Genomic DNA, 22,369 nt, shown 5'->3' on the forward strand with positions numbered 1-22,369 from the left:
TGTGTTTGGCGGCTTGGGCGTCAGGATAAAGCCGCGCGTAGGGCCTCGGTCAGCGCGGGCACGTCGGGGATTGCGGTGAAGTAACCTTTGACCGAGGCGTCTGCGAAGCCTTCGGCGATGATGTGGTCGAGCAGGGCGATCAGCGGGTTCCAGTAGCCTTCGGAATTGAGCAGAAAGATCGGTTTGCGGTGCAGGCCGATTTGCGCCCAGGTCAGCACTTCGAAGAACTCATCGAGCGATCCTGCACCGCCTGGCAGCACCACGACGGCATCCGAATTCATGAACATCACCTTTTTGCGCTCGTGCATATCCTCGGTGATCACCAGTTGCGACAGATCTTGCTTGCCGCGCTCGGCTGTCATCAGATGCGTGGGGATGACGCCGAAGGTGGGGGCCCCTGCGGTTTGGGCGCTGCGGGCAACCTCACCCATTAAACCCACGTCACCTGCGCCGTAAACCAGCCGCCAGCCTTGGGCGGCGATGGCCTCGCCCATGGCGCGGGCGGCAAGGGTATGGGCGGGATTGGTGCCGGCGCGCGCGCCACAGAAGACACAGATCGAAGACAGAGCACGGGCCATGGGCATATCTATCCGAAAATTGTTGCTTTAACGCCTGATATAGCGGTTCCATGACGAAAGAAAGAAGGGCCGGGAACAGGCCTTACTCGGGGGGAAGCGATGGCTGGTTGGAGTGATTTGAGTGCGGTTGCGCGGGGGGCTGTGTTGCTGGGCGGCGCTGCGGTGGTGGCGGTGGCGGGGTATTTCGGTTTCGCGCGCGCGCCTGTGGCTGTGGTGCCAAGTGAGGCGGTGTCAAGTGAGAGTGGGGCAAGTGAGACTGCCGCTGGTGAGAGTGCGGCCAATCAGACTGCGGCAAGCGAGGCTGGGGCAGCTGACCCTGCTGCTGGGGCTGATGCGCCCGCAGTTGCGCCAATAGCGGGGCAGCCAAGTGCAGAAGGGGTGGCGGCCGAAACCCCCAGCACCGCAGACTCGACCGCTGCGACTGCAGCCGCAGAAGTTCCTATCGTCGCCGCGACTGTGGCGCCAACTGCGGCGCTGGCGGGGGCGATCCTGCCCAGCTTTGATGTGGCCCGCATCGCACCGGATGGTGCCGCGACGGTGGCGGGGCAGGCTGCTCCGGGGGCTGCGGTGGCGATGCTGGTCGATGGCGTTGAGGTTGCGCGTGCAAAGGCCGATGCGCAGGGCAAGTTTGCAGCGCTGTTCACTTTGCCGCCAAGCCCGGAGGCGCGGTTGCTGTCGCTGGCTGCAACGGGCGCGGATGGGGTTGCGGTTGCCGGAACCCAGACGGTGGCGCTGGCTCCGGTGGCGGGTGCGGCTGAAGTCGCCGTGACAGGGGCGGTTGCGCCCGCGTTGCAGGCTCCGGCGGCGGTGCTGATCGCGCCCGAGGGGGTGAAGGTGTTGCAACCAGCTGCCGAAGTGCCTGCGGAGGTTGCGGCGGGCGTTGCGGTGGATAGTATCAGCTACGCTCCAGAAGGCGCGGTGATGTTGGGCGGGCACGCGGGCGCTGGCGCGGGGTTGCGCTTATATCTGGATGGTGCCGCGATAGCGGATGTCGTTGCGGGGCCGGATGGCGCTTGGGCTGCGACGCTGACGGATGTGGTGGCGGGGATTTACACCTTGCGGGTGGATCAGTTGGCGGCGGATGGCACGGTGAGCGCGCGGTTTGAGACGCCGTTCAAGCGCGAGACATTGGCGGCTTTGGCTGCGGCCTCGGTGCCAGCGGTTCAGCCGGAAGTGGCTATTGAGGCGGCACCCGTTGCGGTAGATGCGAGCAGCGCTGACGCGCCTCAATCCGTCGCAGAACCTGCGCCCGCTGCGGATACGACTGCCGTCGCGGCGGCTCCAGCGTCACCTGCTGACGGGACGGAGGTTGCGGCGGGCGAAGCAGCCCCTGCGGCTGAACCCACCACTGCTGATACGGCCCCTGTTGTTGAAGCCGCGCCTGCTGACGCCACCGCCGCGATTCCTGACGCCGCGCCTGTTGCGGACGCAGCATCCGTCACAGCCGAACCTGCGGCTGTGGCCCCGGGCAAGCCCGCCCCGGTCACTGTCACCGTGCAGCCGGGTTATACGCTTTGGGGCATTGCGCAGCAGAATTTCGGCGATGGCGTGCTCTATGTGCAGGTGTTCGAGGCCAACAAGGACAAGATCAAAGACCCCGACCTGATCTATCCGGGGCAGGTGTTTACGATTCCTGCGGCGCCGTAGCCGGGGTAATTGCAGCCGGGGTGATCGCTGGTGCCGTCACGCTGCTGTCGTGGCGGCAGCAGGCCATCACCTCGGGGTGTTCCATGCAGCAATCGTTCAAAAGAAAGCTGATCGTGGCGCCCATGCCTGCGGCATCCACCGAATAGAACACATTGCGGGCGAGTTTGCGCGAGCGGATCAGGCCCGCTTGCTCCAACGCCGCCAGATGGAATGACAACCGCGACGACGACAGCCCCAAAGCGCGGCTGATCTCGCCTGCGGCCAGTCCCTGAGCGCCCAACGGCATCAGCAGGCGCATCAGGTCCAACCTTGCATCATTGGCAAGCGCGGACAGGGCGGCGAGGGCTTGGGATTTCTCCACGTTTCAACTGCTCATGAATCATTGAACTATCTTGGTGTAGTGGATATGTGGGATGCGGTAAAGCGGGTGCGGCTTTTTGGCCCCTGCGATGAGGGATCAAGTGATGCGGAATACGACAACCAAGGTGACCCCGGCCACGGTAACTTCGGCGAAGGTAACACCGGCGGCAGACAATGACGGCCATGCCGGTGGCTGGGCAACGATGAAACGTGTGGCCCCCTATCTGTGGCCGGAAGGCGAGACTTGGATCAAGGTGCGGGTGGTCGCGGCGCTGTTGTTCTTGCTGGCGGCCAAGCTGGTGTCGATCACCATGCCGTTCATGTACAAGCAAGCGGTGGATGCTTTGGTCGGCAAAGACCCGAGTGCGGCGACGATGCTGGGCTTAGGGGCTGTCGGGCTGACGGTGGCGTATGGTTTGGCGCGGTTTGGCACTGTGGCGCTGGGTGAATTCCGCGATTGGGTGTTTGTGCGGGTCGGCCAGCGGGCGTTGCGCAGGCTGGCTTTGGAGACGTTTACCCATATTCACCGCCTGTCGATGCGCTATCACATCACCCGCAAAACCGGCGGGCTTAGCCGCGCGATTGAGCGCGGCGTGAAGGGTGTCGATTTCCTGTTGCGATTCATGTTGCTGTCGATTGGGCCGCTGATATTGGAACTGTCGCTGGTGTCGATCATCTTCGCTTTGTATTTTGGCTGGCAATATGCCGTCGTCGTGGTGGTGACGATCACGATCTATGTGACCTACACCTTTAAGGTCACCGAATGGCGGGTCGCGATCCGTCGGCAGATGAATGATCAGGACACCGACGCCAACCAGAAGGCGATTGACTCGCTGTTGAATTTTGAGACGGTGAAATATTTCAACGCTGAGGCGCGGGAAGCCGCGCGTTATGATGGTGCGATGGCGGCCTATGAGGGCTTTGCGGTCCGCACCGGGCAAAGCCTGTCAGTGCTGAACATGGGGCAGAGTTTCATCATCACCACCGGGCTTATTCTGGTGATGGTGATGTCGGCTTATGGCGTCGAGGCGGGCAAGTTTACCGTCGGAGATTTCGTCATGGTCAACGCCTACATGGTGCAGATCACCATGCCGCTGAACTTCCTTGGCACGGTTTATCGCGAGATTCGGCAGGCTTTGGTCGATATGGCGGCGATGTTTCATCTGCTCGGGCAGCCGGAAGAAGTCACCGATAAACCCGGCGCTACGGCGTTGCAGGTGACGGGCGGTGAGGTCACGTTTGACGACGTGCGGTTTTCCTATGATCCGTCGCGGCCCATTCTGAAGGGGATCAGTTTCACCCTGAAACCGGGGCAGCGCTATGCTTTGGTCGGGCCGTCGGGGTCGGGCAAATCGACGATTGGGCGGCTGTTGTTCCGGTTTTATGATGTGACGGGAGGCAGTATCCGCATTGACGGGCAGGATTTGCGCGATGTGACGCAGACTTCTTTGCACGGGCTGATCGGTGTGGTGCCGCAGGACACGGTTTTGTTCAACGATACCGTGCATTACAACATCGCTTACGGGCGCGCAGGGGCGACCGAGGCGGAGATTGTGGCGGCGGCGAAGGCGGCGAAGATCCATGATTTTATCATCTCGTTGCCGGATGGCTATCAGACCACGGTGGGCGAGCGGGGGCTGAAACTGTCGGGTGGCGAGAAGCAGCGGGTGGGCATTGCGCGCACTTTGTTGAAGAATCCGCCGATTTTGGTGTTGGATGAGGCGACTTCGGCCTTGGACACTCAGACCGAGCAGAGCATTCAGGAGTCTTTGCGCGAAATGGGGCAGGGGCGGTCGGTGATCACCATCGCCCATAGGCTTTCGACGATTGCCGACGCCGATTGTATTCTGGTGCTGGAGGATGGCGTGGTGACCGAACGCGGCACGCATGACGAGTTGCTCGCGCGCGATGGCAAATATGCCGCGATGTGGGCGCGTCAATCCGCGGATGAGGAAGAAGCGCAGGCGGCCTGAGGCTTTGCTTTACGGCTTGCGGCTTTCGGGGCAGGATGGGTTCACCTTAGGGTGATTTCATGCTGCCCCGATTGTTTTTAATCCTTTGCCTTTTGCTGCCCGTGCAGGCCATGGCCGAACGGCGGGTCGCGCTTGTGCTGGCGGCGGAAGATTACCGCTCGTTACGCAAGCTGGACAATCCGGTGAATGACGCTTTGGCCGTGGAAGGGCTGCTTTCTGGGCTTGGCTTTGAGGTCACGGTGGAAACCAACCGTGATTTGAAGCGGATGCGTCGGGCGCTTGATGATTTCCGCGAGGATGGTGCGGGGGCGGATGTGGCCTTGCTGTTCTATGCGGGCCATGGGGTAGAGATTGCCGGTGTGAATTATTTGCTGCCGGTGGATGCACAGGTGGGGTCTGCGCAGGCGGTGGCGGAAAGTGCTTTGCCGCTGTCGGAAGTGCAGGCGGCTTTGGCCTCGGTCGCGCCGATTGGCATTGTTTTGCTGGATGCGTGCCGGGAAGATCCTTGGGGCGGTGGTGGCGCGGGGCAGGGGCGCTCGGCTGTGGCTTTGGAGGATGCGGTGGATGCACCGCGCCCCGGATTGGGCCGGGTCGGGCGTGCGGATGGGGTGCTGTTTGCGTTCTCGGCGGCGCCGGGAGAGGTGGCGGCGGATGGGGACGGGGTGGATTCTCCGTTCACTGAAGCGCTGTTGCGGCACTTTGCAACGCCGGGGGTCGAGGTACGCACGGCGCTGACCTTAGTGCAGCAGGATGTCTATGATCGCAGCCGGGGCAAGCAGCTGCCTTATATCGAAAGCGGTTTGCCGAGGCTGTTTTTCGCGGCATCAGTGGGGGAGTTGGGCGAGCGGGATCGCTTGTTGGTGGCGATGGCGGGCTTGCCTGCGGAGTTGCGCGCCGAGGTCGAGGCTTTGGCGCAGCAAAAGGATATGCCGCTGGCGCCCTTGTATGGCGCGCTGATGTCGGCGGATTTGGCGGGTAAGGATCGCAGCGCGCGGGCGCAGGCCTTGGTGCAATCAGCGGAATCCTTCCTGCGGTTTCGCGCACAGGTGCAGCTGTTGTCGGCGGATGACCCGAAGGTGGCGGAGTTCCGGGCCGAGGCCGAACAGGCGCTGGATTTGGGCGCGTTTGATCTGGCGCGAGACGCTTTGGGCAAGGCGGCCAAGTTGGATGCCGAGGCGCGTGATACGCTGCGCGACAATTACCGCGCGCGGACGCTCTCCGAAGCGCAGACCCATGCACTGGCTGCAAGCGCCTCGAAAGCCGATCTGCGCTATGATCTGGCGATGGCGGAATTGACCAAGGCTTTGGCGCTGTATGCCGAGTTGGAAGGCGATGCCCTGCCACGGGCGGATCGTGAGGCTTACACCGATTTGCTGTGGGATCAGGGTGATTTGTTGCGCAACACGGGCAACACCAGTTTCGCGCTGCGCAGCTATCGCGCGTGGGAGGCGGTGGCCGCAGCGCGGGTTGCGGGGGCCCCGGAGGATGCAGATTTCCGGCGCAACTGGTCGGTGGCGCGGGTGAATATCGGCGATATGCTGTTGTTGCAGGGCGATCTGGACGGGGCAGAGGCCGAATTTCGCGCGGCGCTGGCGGTGGATGAAGTTCTGGCCGCGCGCGCGGATGCGCCGTTGAAATGGCGGCATGATGTGGTGGTCTCGCAATCGAAACTCGGGGATGTGGCGCAGTTGCGCGGCGATCTGGCAGGGGCTTTGGCGCGGCAACAGGCGGGGCTTGCGGTGCTGCGACAGCTGGTTATCGAATATCCCGCCCGCGATGATGTGCGTGGCGATCTGGGGCTGTCGCTGGACCGGATCGGTGATCTGCGCAAGCTGGCGGGCGATCCGCGCGGCGCTTTGGTGGTGTTTAACGAGGCTTTGGCGCTGCGGCAGTCCCTACTGGAAAAGTGGCCTACCCGCGATGATTTGCAGGGCGATCTGGCGATCAGTTTCGACAAAATCGGCGATGTGTTTTTGGCTTTGGCGGACCCGAAGGCGGCGCAGCTGCGCTTCAAAGCCGAGATCGCACTGCTTGAGGCGCTTGTGGCCAAGGATGCGGGGCAGACCAAATGGCAGAACGATCTGGCGATGGGCTATCTCAAGCTAGGCGATGCGCGGGCGGCTTTGAGCGCGCGTGATGAGGCGGCGCAGCTTTACGCCAAGGCGCTGAAGGTGCGGGAGAAACTGGCGGCGTTAGACCCTGCGAACGCCGATTGGCAGCGCAGCGTGGCGCTGGCGCAGTCGCGCTTGGGCGATCTGGCGTTCAAGGCGGCGGATTTTACCGAGGCAGAGCGGCGGTTTACGGCGGCGTTTGCGATCTCGCAGGCGCTGGCTAAGGCCGATCCGGGCAACGTCAACCGCCAGCAGGATCTGGCGAGCGATCTGGACCGCTTGGGCGATGTGGCTTTGATGCGCGGCGATCCGGTGCGGGCGCAGAATTTGGTGCAGCGAAGCTATGCGATCACGGCGGAAATGGCGGCGCGCGATCCGGGCAATGTGGAAAATCAGATGAACCTTGTCGCCAGCCTTGTGCGGATGGCGGTCTATGACGACGATACAAGGCCGCGCCAGCGCGAGGCTTTGGCGGTGCTAAAAGCCTTGCAGGCCGAGGGGCGACTTGATCCGGGCCGGGCGCATTGGATTGGGTTGATCGAGGCGCAGTTGGCAGCGCCTTGAGTCAGCCTTCGCGCACCAGCACGACCTCGCCCAAGCCGATGGCATGGCTGCCCATGATATTGGCAACCGCTACGCCATCAAGGCTGATCACCGAGAAGCCAGCGGATTGCGCGACGGTGACGACCGGGGGAATTTCAACGTCATTGGCGTCGAAATGCGGCGTGTAATGCAATTCCAACTGGTCGGTCTGGAAAGTGTAATCGGTGATCGTGGCGGCAGCTGCGCCATCGGCCCATTGGTGTTCGATCTCGAACCGATCCGCGCCTGCGCCCCCCGTGGCGGTGTCACCGTGGCCGATGATCAGGGTGTCATTGCCATCGCCGCCTGACAGAGTATCTGCGCCGTCGATCGCGGTCATGCTGGCTTCAGCGGAATGGATGTCGGAATAGCCCGACAATGTGTCATCGCCACCACCACCGAGCAGGCTGTCGGCTCCGGCACCGCCTGCCATCAGATCATTGCCGGAATCGCCTGCCATGCGGTCTGCGCCGTTGCCACCATGTAGCGTATCCAAACCGTCGCCGCCACGCAGGGTGTCAGCCCCCAAACCGCCGTCGATGCTGTCATCGCCCGCGTGGCCCAGCACCGAATCATTGCCGTCGCCCATTGCAGCGTGATCGTTGCCCGCGCCAAGATCGGCGTAATCTGAACCGGACGAGCCGGTCAGATGATCGGCACCGTCCTCCAGATGCCAAGCGGTGGGATCGCTGCCGCCTGCGAGGCTGTCATCGCCTGCGGTGCTATGCACATCGTCTGTGTAATTGCCCGCGACAAATTGCGTATCGGTGGTGGCGTCGGGGACCAAGACAATGTCGTTCAGGCTGAAATCATCCACCCCGTCCAGCTGCGCCACAATCGCGCCGTCCATCCTGATCTCGGTGCTGCCATCGGGGGTGTGGGTAAGGGTCATCACCGGGGGCACTTCGACCGAGCTGTCAGACGAATAATGCGGCGTGTAGGTGATGTGCAAAGCGTCCTGCGCGGCGTTGTAATCGGTGATATGGGCAATGGCGGTGCCATCGTCCCAGCGGGTGTCGAGATCGAAGGTGTCGTTGCCCGCCCCACCTTGGCCGATATCGCCGTGGCCCAGCACGAGCAGATCATTGCCATCGCCGCCAACCAGTTGATCGCTGCCCTCGGCCCCGGTCATGCCGCCCGCACCCGCGGCACCCGTCACAAAGCCCGAAAGTGTATCATCGCCCGCGCCACCGTTCAGGATGTCGGCGCCCGAGCCGCCCCAAACCTCGTCATTGCCATCGCCGCCCGCCAAGCCATCATCACCAAGATTGCCTTGCAGATGATCACTGCCCGCGCCGCCAAACAGCGAATCCGCACCGACGCCACCTTCGAGGCTATCGTTACCCGCGCCGCCAAGGCCGATGTCATTGCCAGCCCCCATCACGGCATGATCGTCGCCATCGCCCAAGTTGGCGTAGTCGTTGCCCGAAGACGCCGTCAGATCGTCGTCACCATCGTGCAAGAACCACGCCTGATTGTCGGCATCTGCGGTGACAGTGTCATTGCCCTCGGTGCCATCATGCGTATGGGAATAGTTTTGCGCATTATACAGCGGATCATCCTGCGCGCCGCTGTCGTCTGAATGGTCGCCAGTGCCACCGATGCCGATATTGAGGCCCAAAGCGCCGAGAAACAGGAAGATATTGGCAAGGACAGCAGGTTCCATTGAGCAACTCGGGCAATAGGGACAGGTTTTCGAAACATTTCATGCAAATATGTTAACAATTCGTCCTAATCGCGGCGGTTTACCCGTTCTGCGCGGATTAGCGATCCGTATTCGACAGCGATAGGCTCCGTACGTCTGTTGCGCCGTCGCGGGGCTTGGCAAGTTGCGGGCTTTGCCTGTAAGACAGGGGCCAAGTGACCCTGTATAATCGCGGGGCGAAGACCAAAGCCGGGGGCGCAGATCCTTGGCACGAAAGAGAGGCCAGCGTGAGCAACCCAGATAGCTTTATCAGCGAGGTCACCGAAGAGGTCCGCCGCGACAGGCTTTATGCGATGTTCCGCAAATATGGCTGGATCGGCGTGGTGATTGTGCTCGGCGTCGTCGGCGGGGCTGCCTATACCGAATGGAGCAAAGCGCGCGATGCGGCACGGGCGCAAAGTTTTGGCGATGCGATGCTGGATGCGGTCGATCTGGGGGCACCGGAAGACCGTGCGCAGGCGATGGCGGCGATTCCGGCGGACGGCGGGCAGATTGCGCTGAAAGATCTGATGCTGGCGACGGATGCGGGCAGCGATAAAGCGGCGGCCTTGGCAGCACTGGATAAGTTGGCGGCGGATCAGAGCCAGCCGCAGGTCTACCGCGATCTGGCGGTTTTGCGCCGGGTGATGCTGGCTGGCAAGGATCAGCCGATTGCGGATCGGCGTGCAGCGCTTGAGTCGATTGCCGTGCCGGGCCGGGCGTTTCGCACTTTGGCGGCAGAGCAACTGGCCTATCTGCTGATCGAAGATGGCAAGAAAGACGATGCGATTGCAGCCCTTGCAGCGCTGATGCAGGATCAGGACGCGCCCGGCGGTTTGCGCCAGCGGGCGGGGCAGATGATCACCGCTTTGGGGGGCACACCGCCCCAGCCCGCTGCGGGTGCTGCGACTGAACCGGCTGCGAATGCGGGCTGAACCGCCCTCTGGGCGTCAAGGAATGAATGTGGGGGTGTTTCGCGTGATGACCAGCGGCAAGATCGGGATGGCGGGGCTGATGCTGTGCATTGGGCTGGCCGGATGCGAAAAAGACGTGATCCTTGAGGGAGAACGTTTTCCGGTGCGCGCGCCGCTTGAAGATTCGGTCGCGATTGAGGGGCAACCCACGCCTGTCGCCACCTCGCTGCAGCCCGCCAATACCTCGGTGCCAATCGCCCTTCCGGGGGCCTCTGCCAATGCTGAATGGAGCCATCGCGGCGGCAATGCGCGTCATGCGTCGGGCAATGGTGCTTTATCCGCCAATCCGCAGCGGGTGTTCAGCGTGAATATCGGCTCTGGCGACAGCAAGCGGTCGCGGATCGCCGCATCGCCCGTGGTCTCGGGCGGGCGGGTGTTGACCATGGACGCCACAGCACGGGTGACGGCTGTGTCAACGGGTGGTGCCGCGCTGTGGACGGCGAATATAGCGCCCGAGTCGGGTGATGCCAGTAATGTGGTGGGTGGCGGTTTGGCCGCCAGTGGCAACCGGGTTTACGCCACCTCGGGCTATGGCGAATTGGTGGCCTTGGATGCCGGCACGGGGGGGGTCGCGTGGCGGCAACGTTTTGACAGCCCGATCACTGGAGCGCCGACGGTTGTGGGCAACGTAGTCTACGCGATGGGCCGCGATGGCTCGGCGCTGGCGGTGTCCGCCGATAATGGCAAGCAGTTGTGGCAACAGCCCGGCGCGCCGAATTCCAGCGGCATGATCGGTACGGCCTCGGTTGGGGTGGGCGATAATGCAGTGGTGCTGCCGTTTGCCAGCGGGCAAATCTCGGCCGTTCAGGCGGGGACGGGCGATCCGATCTGGAACGCAGGGGTTTCCGGGCAGCGGTTGGGCCGCAGCTATGGCGGCATGGGCGATGTGACCGGCGATCCGGTGATTGTCGGGGATACCGTCTATCTCGGCACCGCAGCCGGACGCACCGTGGCAATCAATATGACCACGGGCGGGCGGATCTGGACGGCGAATGAGGGCGCGTTGAACCCACCTTTGGTGGTTGGCGGCTCGGTATTCGTGGTCAACGACGAAGCCCGTCTGGTGCGGCTGGATGCTACGACGGGTGCTGTGATCTGGTCGGTTGAGATGCCGTATTTCGTCAAAGACAAGCCGAAGAAACGCCAAGCGATCTATGCCCACTACGGGCCTGTGCTGGCGGGTGGGCGGATTGTGGTGGCCTCGTCCGACGGCCAGTTGCGCGGCTTTGATCCGACCAATGGCAATCAGGTTTACAGCGTCGATATCCCCGGCGGTGCAGCTTCCGCCCCGGCTTTGGCGCAAGGTTTGCTGTTCGTGGTCGGTGGCAACGGTCAACTTCACGCTTTCCGTTAAGCGATTGGGCGTGTATGGGGGCAGCTTAGTTATACCCGGACGCCTGAAATGAGCTTTACCCTTGCCATCGTCGGCCGCCCCAATGTGGGCAAATCGACCCTGTTCAACCGCTTGGTTGGCCGCAAACTCGCCTTGGTCGATGACCAACCCGGCGTGACGCGCGATTTGCGCGAGGGCGACGCCAAGCTGTTTGACCTGCGCTTCACCGTGATCGACACGGCTGGGCTTGAGGAAATCACTGACGACTCGCTGCAAGGCCGGATGCGGCGCTTGACCGAGCGCGCGGTGGATATGGCCGATGTCAGCCTGTTCGTGATTGACGGTCGCATTGGCGTGACGCCCTCGGACGAAACCTTCGCCGACATCCTTCGCAAAAAAGGCGCGCGGGTGATCTTGGCGGTGAACAAGGCCGAAGGTCGCGCCGGTGATGCGGGCGCGATTGAGGGCTGGTCGTTGGGACTGGGCGAGCCTTTGCGGATTTCTGCGGAACATGGCGAGGGCATGGACGACCTCTATCGTCTGCTGCTGCCGCTGCAGGGCGAATTTGCCGAGCGTGAGGCCGAGAATACGCCTGACACCGAAGTTGATGTGTCGGAAGAAGAAGCCGAGCTGGAAGAAGATATTGAAGCCTTCCGCCCGACCGCCAAGAAGCCTCTGCAAATCGCAGTGATCGGTCGCCCAAATGCAGGCAAATCGACGCTGATCAACAAAATTCTCGGCTACGACCGCCTGCTGACCGGGCCAGAGCCGGGCATCACCCGCGATGCGATCTCGGTCAAGGCCGAATGGCTGGGCACCCCGATCAAGATTTTTGACACCGCGGGCATGCGCAAACGCGCGCGGATCAACGAAAAGCTGGAAAAGCTGTCGGTGTCGGATGGTATCCGCGCCGTGCGCTTTGCCGAAGTCGTCGTGGTGCTGCTGGATGTGGATATTCCGTTTGAAGTGCAAGATTTGCGCATCGCGGATTTCGCCGAAACCGAAGGCCGCGCGGTGGTGATTGCGGTGAACAAATGGGATCTTGAGGACGAAAAGCAGGAAAAGCTGGCCGAACTCAAAGAGATGTTCGAACGTCTGCTGCCGCAGCTGCGCGGTGCGCCGATGATCACCGTCTCGGGCAAAACCGGGCGCGGGCTTGATCGTCTGCACGACGCGATTTTGGCGGCCCACACTGTATGGAACCGCCGTATTCCGACCAACCGTCTGAACACATGGCTGGGGGCGATGGTCGAATCGCATCCGCCACCCGCGCCGCAGGGCCGCCGCATCAAGCTCCGCTATATGACGCAGGTGAAGCAGCGCCCGCCGGGGTTCATTGTGATGTGCAGCCACCCCGATGATCTGGCCGACAGCTATCGCCGCTATCTGGTGAACGGATTGCGCGAGCATTTCGCAATGCCGGGGACGCCTATTCGGATCACCTTCCGCTCACAGGCGGATAAAAACCCGTTCCGCAATCCGAAGTTCCACACGCCAAGTCGGCTGCGGAAGCACAAGGAAAAGAACACCGGGCAGTAGGCTTGGGGTTCAAATTGAAACGGGCGCTGTCATTGGCAGCGCCCGTTTTTTATTGGGCTAACGGCGCATTTTCACTGAGTTGTCAGCGCCATTAGTGCTGCTTCTGCCGTCGCGATATAGGCGACGCTGGGATTCAGCCCCCAGTTTGCCACCACAATCCCGATAATCGCCCATGTCACGGTCGCACCGTACATCGGCATGTCCGGGCGTTTGGTTTGTACCGTGATCGCAATCGCCAGCACGATCATCAGCATGACCGTGGTTGTGGTTGAATCTGACAGCACGCCGTAACCTGCTAGGATCACTCCGGTTGAGACTGCCGCCGCTGCGGTCAGCCATCCTGCGAAGATCGCCAGCGGGGAGGCCAACAACCAGCGGTCTTGATCGGGGTCGGCGATCAGATAAGCGTAGATCGTAACTGCGGCCATGCCAATGATCGCCAGCGTGGCGGGGATTGGTGCCGCGAGGGCGATGGCCAACCAGACCGTGCCAAGCGCGACTGATAGCGCCAGTGGCAAAGCGGGCTTGATAAAGGCAGGATCATCGCGGCGTTTGATCAAGCCAAACGCTGCATGCAGGATCAGCCACAGATAAATCAGCCCCCAGATCGCAAAGGCATAGCCTGCGGGCTGCACCGAGGGGCGCTCAATCCGCACCGGGAACACGCCCGGATCGTAACCCATGAAGGGCGGTGTGATGAAAGGCGCTGCCGCGAAGGCCAGCGTCACGATAAGCAGGGCGGGTTGCATCATGCGTTTCATGTCAGGGATACGCATGAGCCGGGGTTTGGTTCACTCCAACACGCCGCTTGCGTTGATTTTTGTCTTGCCGCGCAGGTAGGGGTGCAGAGCCGTCGGCAAATCGACCGAGCCATCGGCTTGTTGGCCGTTCTCCAGCACCGCGATCAGACAACGGCCCACGGCGAGGCCGGAACCGTTCAGCGTGGCGACGAATTCTGGCTTGCCACCGGGCACTTTGAAGCGGGCGTTCATCCGGCGGGCTTGGAACTGGCCGCAGGTGGAAACCGAGCTGATCTCGCGGTATTTGTTCTGCCCCGGCAGCCATGCCTCAAGGTCATGGGTTTTCTGCGCGCCAAAGCCCATATCGCCGGTGCATAGCACGATGGTGCGGTAGGGGATTTCCAGTTTTTCAAGGATGGCTTGGGCGCAGTTGGTCATGCGTTCATGTTCGGCCAAGGCGGTGTCGGGGGTGCAGATTGTCACCATCTCGACCTTCTCAAACTGGTGCTGGCGCAGCATCCCCGAGGTATCCTTGCCCGCAGAGCCTGCTTCCGAGCGGAAACATTGGGTGTGGGCGGTCATGCGGATCGGCAGGGCGGATTCGTCAAGCGTGTCGCCTGCCACAGTATTGGTCAGCGTGACTTCCGAGGTCGGGATCAGCCACCAGCCGTTGGTGGTCTGGTAGCTGTCTTCGGCGAATTTCGGCAGTTGGTTGGTGCCATACATCGCGTCTTCTTTGACCAGCACCGGGGTCCAGGTTTCCTGCAACCCGTGTTCCTCGATATGGGTGTCGAGCATGAATTGCGACAGGGCGCGGTGGACGCGGATCACAGCACCTTTCAGCACCACAAACCGCGCGCCGGAGAGTTTCGCGGCGGTCTCAAAATCCATGCCGGGTTTGACGCCGGGGATGTCGAAATGTTCGCGCGGTTGGAAGTCGAAATTGCGCGGGTGGCCCCAGCGGCGGATCTCAACATTACCGTCTTCATCGGCACCGTCGGGAACCTCATCGAGGGGTAGGTTGGGGATCGCCATCAGAAGGTCGCGCAGCTCGCGGTCGAATTGATCGGCTTCGGCGGCGAGGGCTGTGAGTTCGGATTTTTTCTCAGCCACGAGGCTGCGCAGGCGGTTGAACTCGGCCTCATCACCGCGGCCTTTCGCGGCACCGGCCTCTTTCGAGGCGGCGTTTTGCAGAGCTTGCGCGGTCTCGGAAGCGAGGATTTTGCTGCGACGGGCTTCATCCAGTTTCAGGATCGTGGCGGAGATGCCTGACAGGCCACGGCGATCGAGAGCGGCTTCAAAAGCGGCGGGATTCTCGCGGATGGCGCGGATGTCGTGCATAGGGGCCTCGTCTGGAAAACTGGAATGCGCAGGTTATGCCCGATTTGCGGGCGAAGGGGAAGGGAGGCCCTGTCCACGCGTGGACACGCGGTGCGTTTGTGCAATATCAAAGGCTTCTGGGCGCATGTTTTGCTTTTGTTAACCAGTGCGGGCGGACTAACCTGCACCAGAGTCACCGGGTTTGGTGGCAGTCTGGGCTTGGCTTGTAAACGCACCGTTTCCGAACTTGCTCTAGGTTTGACGCGGGCATTCGGCTAAGGCCGATGGAGCAGGCTAGGAGCGGGCGTGGCAGGATCGGGTGTGAAGGTGGGGTACAGGCGGTCGGTGGACCTTGCGCGGTTTGTCGCGGCCTTTGGCATTGTCTGGGACCATGCCCGCGCGCCCTATGCTGATATCGGCTATACCGCGCTGGCTTTGTTTCTGGTGCTGACCTCGTTTCTGGCGGTGGGATCGTTTGAGCGCTCGGATGGCGAGCGGTTCTGGCTGGCCCGCGCGCAGCGGATTGCGTTGCCGTGGCTGTTCTGGTGCGTGTTTTTCCGGCTGGTGTTTGAAGTCGTCTCGGATGAGCCGTTTCATGTGCTGTCGGACCCGTGGACGCTGCTGATCGGACCGTCGATTCATCTGTGGTTTTTGCCGTTTGTGATGATCTTTCTGGTCACAATTCCGTGGGTGTCGCGCTTTATTGACCGCCCCGCGCGGATGTATCTGGCGGCAATCTTGCTGGTGGTGGTGTCGATCCCCTTGGGCCTGTTGCACGCGAAACTGGCGCCGCAAGCTTGGTTCATCAACCCTGCGGGGTTTCCGCAGCCGCTGCCGCAATGGTTTTTCGCGCTGCCGCTGTTCTGGTTTGGCGCGATCTTGGCTGCGGGCAAACGTATGGGGTTGGTTTGGCCGGTGATCATCGCGGCGGCACTGATCAGCGGGATTTTGTACAATCGCAGCCCTGAATTTGCCTCGGTGCAGATGATCTTGGTGGCGGTGATTTTTGAGGCGGTTTGGCGGGTGAATATCAAGGGCACTTGGCCGACATGGCTCGCCAGCTATGCCTTTGGCATTTACCTGTTGCACCCCGCGACGATGCTGGTGGCGTTCAAGCTGTTCTCTGACACCGTGGACCGCAGTTTCGCGGCTGTGTTTGCTTTTGCTCTGGCTTGGGCCTTGACGGCAGCGTTGCAGCGGGTGCCGTGGGTCAATCGGTTTCTTTAGGCGGGTTTGTTGCATCAGAATTCGCATCTTGCCACAGCTCACTGAGCGACTGGCCCTTGCGACCCCAGTTGTCGGTGTCAATCTCGTCGATCACCACGAAAATATATTCGGGGTTGCGTCCGAGTTCCTTGACCAGCACATCGGTCATTCCCCGGATCACCGCGCGTTTCTGTTCGGCCGAGGCGATGCCTTTGGCGATTTCAACTTTGACATAGGGCACGGTCGTCTCCTTATCGCCCGAAAGGGGCGTGATCTTTCCAAGCTTATCAAACACAATTTGCGCAGAAAATAATCCTCTGGGCTGGTTTGCCGCGCCAAAGCGCTTAGATCGGCGTTGGCTTGCCTATCCGCCAGAGCGCGGGTAGGGTGCCCGCCGACAAATCAGGGGAAATGTCCCCGAAATGAGAGGACTTCCATGTTCGTAACCCCCGCTTTCGCGCAAACCGCAGGTGCTGCTGGTGCAGGCTCGGCTTTCGCGTCGTTCCTGCCTTTGGTTCTGATCTTCGCGATCATGTATTTTCTACTGATCCGTCCGCAGCAAAAGAAGATGAAGGATCTGAAGGCGATGGTCGATAGCTTGCGTCGCGGCGATCAGGTGCTGACCCAAGGCGGCATCATCGGCAAAGTCACCAAGGTTGGCGACGATGGCGTGCTTGAGGTGGAGATTGCCGAAGGCGTGAAGGTGAAAATGCCGCGTCACACCATTTCTCAGGTGATGAACAAGACCGAACCTGCGAAAGCGGTGTAAGGTTTCGGCCTGCTGCCTGCGTTGCTGCGACCCGATGCTAACCCTAACCTGAGACAAAACATCATGCTCTATTCGCCGCTGTGGAAGCGCCTTTTGATCCTTGCGCTTTGCGCTTGGGGGATTGTCGCGTCGCTTCCCAACCTGTTTTACACGCAAGTCGAGGCGCATAACGACGCCACCACCGCGATTGCAGCCAATGCGGGGGTGGCAACACCGGAGCAGACGGCGGATTTGGCGAAATGGCCGTCGTTCCTGCCCTCGGCCTTGGTCAATCTGGGCTTGGATTTGCGCGGTGGAGCGCATCTGTTGGCCGAAGTGCAGGTGGCGGATGTCTATGCGCAGCGCATTGACAGCCTGTGGCCGGACGTTCGCGATGCGTTGCGCGATGTGCGCGATCAGGTCGGTGCGGTGCGGCGGATGCCCTCGGTGCCGGGCGTGTTGCGGGTCTCGGTGGGTAATGCCGATGGCATGGCGGTGGCGGTGGCCAAGGTGCAGGCTTTGGCCTCGCCGGTGGTCAGCCTGACCGGGGTGGGCCAGAAGGATCTGGAGGTCACCACCGAGGGCCAAGAGATTGTGGTGCAACTGTCGGAACCTGAGCGGGTGGCGACGGATACCCGCACCATGCAGCAAAGCCTTGAGATTATTCGGCGCAGGGTGGATGCGGTCGGCACGCGTGAGCCGACGATTCAGCGCGAAGGCACCGACCGGATTTTGATTCAGGTGCCGGGTTTGGGGTCTGCCGCCGAGTTGAAGGCGATCATCGGCACCACGGCGAAGCTGACGTTTAACACCGTGGTGGGGCGCACGACCAATCCGGCTGCCGATCCGGGGCCGCGCAATTCCCTGCTCGCCTCGTCGGATGAGAAGGATGTCTATTACATCGTCGCCGATGAGCCAGTGGTGTCGGGCGAGGAATTGACCGATGCGCAACCGTCGTTTGACCAAAACTCGCGCCCTGCGGTGAGTTTCAAGTTCAACGTCTCGGGCGCGCGGAAGTTTGGCGAATATACCTCGGCCAATATCGGCCAGCCGTTTGCGATCGTGCTGGATGATAAGGTGATCTCGGCGCCGACGATTCAAAGCGCTATTCAGGGCGGCTCGGGGATTATCACCGGCAATTTCACGCTGGAGGAATCGACCAATCTGGCGGTGCTGCTGCGGGCGGGGGCGCTGCCTGCGAAGATGAACTTTCTGGAAGAACGCACGATTGGCCCGGAACTTGGCCAAGACAGCATTGATGCGGGCAAAAAGGCGGCGGTGATCGGCGTGGTGGCGGTATCGCTGTTCATGCTGGCGTCCTATGGGCTGTTCGGGCTGTTCGCCAACATTGCACTGGTCATCAACTTGGCGCTGATTTTCGCGGTGCTGTCCTCCATCGGTGGCACGCTGACGCTGCCGGGGATCGCCGGGATCGTGTTGACCATCGGCATGGCGGTGGATGCCAACGTTCTGGTCTATGAGCGGATCCGCGAGGAATTGCGGGTGCATAAAACCACGGCGCGGGCGATTGAGATCGGCTATGAGCGGGCAATGTCGGCGATTGTCGATGCCAATATCACCACGCTGATCACGGCCGCCGTGCTGTTCTTTCTGGGCGCGGGGCCGGTGCGTGGCTTTGCGGTGACCTTGGGAATCGGGATTATCACCTCGGTGTTCACAGCGCTGCTGGTGACGCGGTTGATCATTTCGGTTTGGTTCAACTGGCGCAAGCCATCCGAAATCGTGGTGTAAGGAGATACCTCATGGCTTGGCGTTTGCGACTTGCACCCGAGAAGACCAACTTTGACTTTTTCAAGCATCAATGGCTGACCTTTGGCGGCTCGGTGCTCTTGATGCTGGCGGCGTTCCTGTTTTGGGGTACCGAGGGGCTGAACTACGGCATCGACTTTAAGGGTGGCACCACGTTGCGCACAGATTCGTCGCAGCCGATTGACGTGGGGGCCTACCGTCAGGCGATGGATGGGCTGCCGGTGGGCGATGTGGTGATCACCGAAGTGTTCGATCCGTCGTTCCGCGCCGATCAGCATGTGGCGATGATCCGGCTGTCCTCGGTCGAAGCTGATCAGGCGGTGAGTGAGACGGAATTGGCGGCGGTGAAAGCCTCGTTGACCAAGCTCGATCCGGCGATCAAGTTTGTCTCGGAAGAAACCGTTGGGCCGAAGGTCTCGGGCGAGTTGGTCTATACCTCGATCCTCGCGATGGTGGTCACCTCGGTCGGCATCATGCTCTATATCTGGATGCGGTTTGAATGGCAGTTCGCCTTGGGCGGAGTTTTGGCGCTGCTGCATGATGTGTTCATCACGGTGGGGATTTTCGCCTTCTTCCAGATCAAGTTCGATCTGACCATCGTGGCGGCATTGCTGACAATTTTGGGCTATTCGATCAACGACACGGTCGTGGTGTTTGACCGGTTGCGGGAAAACTTGGTCAAATACAAGACCATGCCCTTGCGCGATGTGATGAACCTGTCGGTGAATGAGACATTGAGCCGGACGATCATGACCTCGCTGACCACCTTGCTCGCGGTGGGGTCGATGATGGTTTTTGGCGGCGATGTGATCCGGGGCTTTTCGTTTGCGATTTTCATGGGGGTTTTGCTGGGCACCTATTCCTCGGTCTATGTCGCGAAGAACATCGTGCTGATGATCGGCTTGGACCGCAGCGAAAAGCCGAAGAACGGCAAGCCGTCGGATCATGAATTCGCCAATATCGACGCTTGATATGCGGCTAACCGAGATCACCTACGGCTCGGCCTTAGCGATTGAAAGCTATGGGCCGGGTTTTTTTCGGGTAGGCACCCATGTGTTGCGAGGGCCAAGCCTGATCACACCTTGGGATGCCGGGGCTTGGGGTGGGTTTGAGGATGTTGCCGCGCCGCTGTCACTGGTGGGCAAGATCGACGTGTTGCTGGTGGGGTTGGGGGCGGAGGTTTCTGTGGTGCCCAAGGCGTTTCGATTGGCTTTGGAAGCGCAGGGCATTGGGGTGGAGCCGATGAACACCCCCGCCGCTTGTCGGACGTATAATGTGCTATTGGGCGAGGGCCGCCGCATCGCAGCGGCCCTGTTCGTGGTTTAACATCCAGCCGCCCCGGCCTTGATCCGGGGCCTCATGTGTTGCGGGTAGAGGCCCCGGATCAAGTCCGGAGCGGCGGGAAGTTACCAAGACCCGTGCACCTCAGGAGCAATCAGGCGCGTGTAAATCTCACGCGCCTTTTCCATTGTGGCAGCAGGAAGCGGGGCCAAGGCATCGGCTTTCGCGTTGGCCCGTGCCTGCGCAGGTGATTTCGCACCGGGGATCACCACGGTGACGGCGTCTTCCATCAGAATCCAGCGCAGCGCGAATTCGGCCATCGTGGCGCCTTGCGGCACCAGAGGGCGCAGCTCCTCAACCGCTTGCAGGGCGATGTCATAGGGCACGCCCGAGAAGGTCTCACCCTTGTCGAACGCCTCACCATTGCGGTTAAAGCTGCGGTGATCGTCGGCGGCGAACTGGCTTTGTGCCGACATTTTGCCCGTCAGCAGGCCAGAAGCGAGGGGGACGCGGACGATGACGGCGACGTTTTGGGCTTTGGCGGCTTTGAAGAATTGCTCAGATGGGCGTTGGCGGAACAGGTTGTAGATGATCTGCACCGAGACGACGCCGGGGTTTTGAAGGGCGGTCATGGCTTCGGCAATGGTCTCTACGGACACGCCATAGGCCGCGATTTTGCCTTTGGCTTTGATCGCATCAAGGGCCTCGAACACCGCCGGGTTGGAATAGACCGGAGTGGGCGGGCAATGTAGTTGCACAAGGTCGAGGCACTCGACGCCAAGGTTTTGCAGGCTGCGGTCGATGAAGGTCTCAATCGCGGGGCCAGTGTAACCTACGGCGGTGTGCGGGTTCAGGCGGCGTCCGGCTTTGGTGGCGACGAAAGGGCGGGTGCCGGGGCGTTCCGCCAAAACCTCGCGGATGATGCGTTCAGAGCGGCCATCGCCGTAAACGTCGGCGGTGTCGATAAAGGTCACGCCCGCATCAAGGCTGGCGTGCAGCGCGGCTTTGGCGTCATCCAAGCTGACTTCACCCCAAGTGCCGCCGATGGCCCAAGCGCCAAAGCCAAGCCGGGTGGTGGTTTTGCCAGTGCGCCCGAAGGGGGTGGTGGATAGGGTCATGGTAGCCTCCTGTTTGGGGGCAATATAGCGGGGTGCGGCGGGAAGGCCATGCTGTCGCAGGGTCTTTTCGCAAGGCGGGCGATGGGTTAGGGGTGAGGCATGGACATGCAGGTGAGCGATCTGACCGTAGCGCGTGGCGGCGTGGCGGTGCTGGAAGCGGTGACGTTCCGGCTGATGCCGGGGCGAGCCTTGGTGTTGCGCGGGCCGAATGGCATTGGCAAGACCACGCTGCTGCGCTGCTTGGCCGGGTTGCAACCTGCCTTAGCCGGGGAGGTGGTGGTGGCGGCTGAGGCCGTGGCCTATGCCGCCCATGCCGATGGAGTCAAAGCGGTGCTGACGGTGGCGGAGAATTTGCGGTTTTGGGCGGCGGCTTATGGCACACATTCGGTGGCGCAGGCGTTGGAGGCGATGAACCTGGAGGCTTTGGCGAACAGGCGCGCGGCACATCTGTCGGCGGGGCAAAAGCGGCGGCTGGGGCTGGCGCGGCTGCTGGTGACGGGCCGGCCGATCTGGTTGATGGATGAGCCGACGGTGTCGCTGGATGCGGCTTCGGTCGCGTTGTTTGCGGGTGTGGTGGCGCGGCATCTTGGCACGGGTGGGTCGGCGCTGATCGCCAGCCATATTGATCTGGGGCTGGAGGCCGAGGTGCTGGATCTGACCCCGTTCAAGGCGCGCAGCCCTGCGGCGGGCGGGCGTTTGGGTGCGTTTGATGAGGCGTTCGGATGATCGCGCTGCTGATCCGAGATCTGCGGCTGGCGATGCGGGCGGGCGGTGGCTTTGGCCTTGGCTTGGCGTTTTTCCTGCTGGTGGCGGTGATCGTGCCGTTGGGTGTCGGGCCGGAGCCGAGCGTTCTCGCACGGATTGCGCCGGGGATTCTGTGGGTGGGGGCGCTGCTGGCCTGTCTGTTGTCGCTCGACCGAATTTTTGCGCTGGATTATGAGGATGGCAGCTTGGATTTGCTGGCGACCTCGCCGATGCCGCTAGAGGCCGTGGTGGCGGTGAAGTCGCTGGCGCATTGGCTGGTGACGGGCCTGCCGCTGGTGCTGGTGTCGCAGGTGTTGGGGCTGCTGTTGAACCTTGAGGCTGCGGGCTATGTTTGGTTGGTGGCCTCATTGGCGCTTGGAACCCCCGCTTTGTCAGTGATCGGGGCGTTTGGCGCGGCGCTGACGGTTGGAGTGAAGCGCGGCGGGTTGTTGATGAGCCTGCTGGTGTTGCCCTTGTATATGCCGACGTTGATTTTTGGTGCCGAAGTTGTGAAGCGCGGCGCGGCGGGTTTGGCGGTAGGCACGCCCTTGGCGCTGCTGGCGGGGATCACAGCGGGGGCGGTGGCATTGTTGCCGTTCGCCTCAGCTGCGGCAATCCGCGTCAACCTGCGCTGAGACGGCTGTGCTAGGATCGCGAAGAT

At 61.7% G+C, this 22,369-nt stretch carries 20 protein-coding genes; 13 read left to right on the plus strand and 7 right to left on the minus strand.

The genetic code is table 11. The features are described 5' to 3' along the window. Window positions 1–20: 20 nt before the first annotated feature. Window positions 21–584: an LOG family protein gene (locus tag ACS5RD_RS14700; RefSeq protein WP_489928040.1), complete on the minus strand. Its 564-nt coding sequence runs from the start codon at window positions 582–584 to the stop codon at window positions 21–23. Window positions 585–677: 93 nt separating this feature from the next. On the opposite strand from ACS5RD_RS14700, the gene ACS5RD_RS14705 reads away from it, so the two are divergent. Next, window positions 678–2,225, plus strand: coding sequence for a LysM peptidoglycan-binding domain-containing protein (locus ACS5RD_RS14705; protein ID WP_489928041.1), 1,548 nt, complete (start codon window positions 678–680; stop codon window positions 2,223–2,225). Here the strand turns inward: ACS5RD_RS14705 and ACS5RD_RS14710 are convergent. After that, window positions 2,203–2,586: an ArsR/SmtB family transcription factor gene (locus ACS5RD_RS14710; protein WP_489928042.1), complete on the minus strand. Its 384-nt coding sequence runs from the start codon at window positions 2,584–2,586 to the stop codon at window positions 2,203–2,205. The two genes, ACS5RD_RS14705 and ACS5RD_RS14710, sit on opposite strands and share 23 nt — an antisense overlap. Window positions 2,587–2,788: 202 nt before the next feature. Here ACS5RD_RS14710 and ACS5RD_RS14715 point away from each other — a divergent pair, with 202 nt between their 5' ends. Next, entirely contained in the window at window positions 2,789–4,558 is a 1,770-nt protein-coding gene (locus tag ACS5RD_RS14715) for an ABCB family ABC transporter ATP-binding protein/permease (protein ID WP_489931382.1), read from the plus strand. A 59-nt stretch (window positions 4,559–4,617) separates the two neighbouring features. Continuing rightward, window positions 4,618–7,233, plus strand: coding sequence for a caspase family protein (locus ACS5RD_RS14720; protein WP_489928043.1), 2,616 nt, complete (start codon window positions 4,618–4,620; stop codon window positions 7,231–7,233). 1 nt (window position 7,234) lies between these two features. On the opposite strand, the gene ACS5RD_RS14725 is transcribed toward ACS5RD_RS14720, so the two are convergent. Continuing rightward, window positions 7,235–8,917 (minus strand): calcium-binding protein, encoded by a 1,683-nt coding sequence (locus ACS5RD_RS14725; protein ID WP_489928044.1) that lies wholly within the window; start codon window positions 8,915–8,917, stop codon window positions 7,235–7,237. Between the two features lie 266 nt (window positions 8,918–9,183). On the opposite strand from ACS5RD_RS14725, the gene ACS5RD_RS14730 reads away from it, so the two are divergent. Genes ACS5RD_RS14730 through der form a run of 3 tightly spaced genes read left to right on the plus strand, consistent with a single transcriptional unit; the run spans window position 9,184 to window position 12,781 of the window. Beyond that, window positions 9,184–9,870 carry a hypothetical protein gene (locus ACS5RD_RS14730; protein ID WP_054008653.1) on the plus strand — a complete coding sequence of 229 codons (687 nt, stop codon included), beginning with the start codon at window positions 9,184–9,186 and terminating at the stop codon, window positions 9,868–9,870. Between the two features lie 22 nt (window positions 9,871–9,892). Next, the gene (locus tag ACS5RD_RS14735) at window positions 9,893–11,263 is read left to right on the plus strand and encodes a PQQ-binding-like beta-propeller repeat protein (protein ID WP_489928045.1); all 1,371 of its coding nucleotides are present in this window, start codon (window positions 9,893–9,895) and stop codon (window positions 11,261–11,263) included. Window positions 11,264–11,311: 48 nt separating this feature from the next. Then, window positions 11,312–12,781 carry a ribosome biogenesis GTPase Der gene (gene der / locus ACS5RD_RS14740; protein ID WP_054008573.1) on the plus strand — a complete coding sequence of 490 codons (1,470 nt, stop codon included), beginning with the start codon at window positions 11,312–11,314 and terminating at the stop codon, window positions 12,779–12,781. Window positions 12,782–12,852: 71 nt separating this feature from the next. Here the strand turns inward: der and ACS5RD_RS14745 are convergent, their stop codons facing one another. Then, window positions 12,853–13,530 carry a TspO-related membrane protein gene (locus ACS5RD_RS14745; protein ID WP_489928046.1) on the minus strand — a complete coding sequence of 226 codons (678 nt, stop codon included), beginning with the start codon at window positions 13,528–13,530 and terminating at the stop codon, window positions 12,853–12,855. 42 nt (window positions 13,531–13,572) lie between these two features. After that, window positions 13,573–14,862, minus strand: coding sequence for a serine--tRNA ligase (gene serS / locus ACS5RD_RS14750; protein ID WP_489928047.1), 1,290 nt, complete (start codon window positions 14,860–14,862; stop codon window positions 13,573–13,575). Between the two features lie 285 nt (window positions 14,863–15,147). Here serS and ACS5RD_RS14755 point away from each other — a divergent pair, with 285 nt between their 5' ends. Then, window positions 15,148–16,068, plus strand: coding sequence for an acyltransferase family protein (locus tag ACS5RD_RS14755; protein WP_489928048.1), 921 nt, complete (start codon window positions 15,148–15,150; stop codon window positions 16,066–16,068). Here the strand turns inward: ACS5RD_RS14755 and ACS5RD_RS14760 are convergent. Further along, window positions 16,052–16,288, minus strand: a complete 237-nt coding sequence (locus ACS5RD_RS14760; protein WP_489928049.1) for a tautomerase family protein — start codon at window positions 16,286–16,288, stop codon at window positions 16,052–16,054. The two genes, ACS5RD_RS14755 and ACS5RD_RS14760, sit on opposite strands and share 17 nt — an antisense overlap. Before the next feature lie 195 nt (window positions 16,289–16,483). Here ACS5RD_RS14760 and yajC point away from each other — a divergent pair, with 195 nt between their 5' ends. The 4 genes from yajC to ACS5RD_RS14780 all read left to right on the plus strand — a co-directional run bounded on the left by yajC (window position 16,484) and on the right by ACS5RD_RS14780 (window position 19,891). Then, window positions 16,484–16,816 (plus strand): preprotein translocase subunit YajC, encoded by a 333-nt coding sequence (gene yajC / locus ACS5RD_RS14765; protein ID WP_054008577.1) that lies wholly within the window; start codon window positions 16,484–16,486, stop codon window positions 16,814–16,816. A 63-nt stretch (window positions 16,817–16,879) separates the two neighbouring features. Continuing rightward, complete coding sequence (gene secD / locus ACS5RD_RS14770) at window positions 16,880–18,547, plus strand: protein translocase subunit SecD (RefSeq protein WP_489928050.1); 1,668 nt, start codon at window positions 16,880–16,882, stop codon at window positions 18,545–18,547. A gap of 11 nt (window positions 18,548–18,558) precedes the next feature. Next, on the plus strand, window positions 18,559–19,536 hold the full coding sequence (gene secF / locus ACS5RD_RS14775) for a protein translocase subunit SecF (RefSeq protein ID WP_489928051.1): 978 nt from the start codon (window positions 18,559–18,561) through the stop codon (window positions 19,534–19,536). 1 nt (window position 19,537) lies between these two features. Continuing rightward, window positions 19,538–19,891 carry an Mth938-like domain-containing protein gene (locus ACS5RD_RS14780; protein ID WP_489928052.1) on the plus strand — a complete coding sequence of 118 codons (354 nt, stop codon included), beginning with the start codon at window positions 19,538–19,540 and terminating at the stop codon, window positions 19,889–19,891. A gap of 80 nt (window positions 19,892–19,971) precedes the next feature. Here the strand turns inward: ACS5RD_RS14780 and ACS5RD_RS14785 are convergent, their stop codons facing one another. Continuing rightward, the gene (locus ACS5RD_RS14785) at window positions 19,972–20,964 is read right to left on the minus strand and encodes an aldo/keto reductase (RefSeq protein WP_489928053.1); all 993 of its coding nucleotides are present in this window, start codon (window positions 20,962–20,964) and stop codon (window positions 19,972–19,974) included. A gap of 99 nt (window positions 20,965–21,063) precedes the next feature. Here ACS5RD_RS14785 and ccmA point away from each other — a divergent pair, with 99 nt between their 5' ends. Together ccmA and ccmB are read left to right on the plus strand one after the other, a co-directional pair. Further along, on the plus strand, window positions 21,064–21,690 hold the full coding sequence (ccmA, locus tag ACS5RD_RS14790; protein ID WP_489928054.1) for a heme ABC exporter ATP-binding protein CcmA: 627 nt from the start codon (window positions 21,064–21,066) through the stop codon (window positions 21,688–21,690). Next, the gene (gene ccmB / locus ACS5RD_RS14795) at window positions 21,687–22,343 is read left to right on the plus strand and encodes a heme exporter protein CcmB (RefSeq protein WP_489928055.1); all 657 of its coding nucleotides are present in this window, start codon (window positions 21,687–21,689) and stop codon (window positions 22,341–22,343) included. Before ccmA ends, ccmB begins: the two co-directional genes overlap by 4 nt. Window positions 22,344–22,369 lie beyond the last annotated feature (26 nt).

Source organism: Cypionkella sp. PAMC25878 (assembly GCF_058135695.1).

Bases quoted from the DNA above. Each gene is read 5' to 3' on its own strand.
- ACS5RD_RS14700 (WP_489928040.1), bottom strand. From the start codon at position 584: ATGCCCATGGCCCGTGCTCTGTCTTCGATCTGTGTCTTCTGTGGCGCG.
- ACS5RD_RS14705 (WP_489928041.1), top strand. From the start codon at position 678: ATGGCTGGTTGGAGTGATTTGAGTGCGGTTGCGCGGGGGGCTGTGTTG.
- ACS5RD_RS14715 (WP_489931382.1), top strand. From the start codon at position 2,789: ATGAAACGTGTGGCCCCCTATCTGTGGCCGGAAGGCGAGACTTGGATC.
- ACS5RD_RS14720 (WP_489928043.1), top strand. From the start codon at position 4,618: ATGCTGCCCCGATTGTTTTTAATCCTTTGCCTTTTGCTGCCCGTGCAG.
- ACS5RD_RS14725 (WP_489928044.1), bottom strand. From the start codon at position 8,917: ATGGAACCTGCTGTCCTTGCCAATATCTTCCTGTTTCTCGGCGCTTTG.
- ACS5RD_RS14735 (WP_489928045.1), top strand. From the start codon at position 9,893: ATGAATGTGGGGGTGTTTCGCGTGATGACCAGCGGCAAGATCGGGATG.
- der (WP_054008573.1), top strand. From the start codon at position 11,312: ATGAGCTTTACCCTTGCCATCGTCGGCCGCCCCAATGTGGGCAAATCG.
- ACS5RD_RS14745 (WP_489928046.1), bottom strand. From the start codon at position 13,530: ATGCAACCCGCCCTGCTTATCGTGACGCTGGCCTTCGCGGCAGCGCCT.
- serS (WP_489928047.1), bottom strand. From the start codon at position 14,862: ATGCACGACATCCGCGCCATCCGCGAGAATCCCGCCGCTTTTGAAGCC.
- yajC (WP_054008577.1), top strand. From the start codon at position 16,484: ATGTTCGTAACCCCCGCTTTCGCGCAAACCGCAGGTGCTGCTGGTGCA.
- secD (WP_489928050.1), top strand. From the start codon at position 16,880: ATGCTCTATTCGCCGCTGTGGAAGCGCCTTTTGATCCTTGCGCTTTGC.
- secF (WP_489928051.1), top strand. From the start codon at position 18,559: ATGGCTTGGCGTTTGCGACTTGCACCCGAGAAGACCAACTTTGACTTT.
- ACS5RD_RS14780 (WP_489928052.1), top strand. From the start codon at position 19,538: ATGCGGCTAACCGAGATCACCTACGGCTCGGCCTTAGCGATTGAAAGC.
- ACS5RD_RS14785 (WP_489928053.1), bottom strand. From the start codon at position 20,964: ATGACCCTATCCACCACCCCCTTCGGGCGCACTGGCAAAACCACCACC.
- ccmA (WP_489928054.1), top strand. From the start codon at position 21,064: ATGGACATGCAGGTGAGCGATCTGACCGTAGCGCGTGGCGGCGTGGCG.
- ccmB (WP_489928055.1), top strand. From the start codon at position 21,687: ATGATCGCGCTGCTGATCCGAGATCTGCGGCTGGCGATGCGGGCGGGC.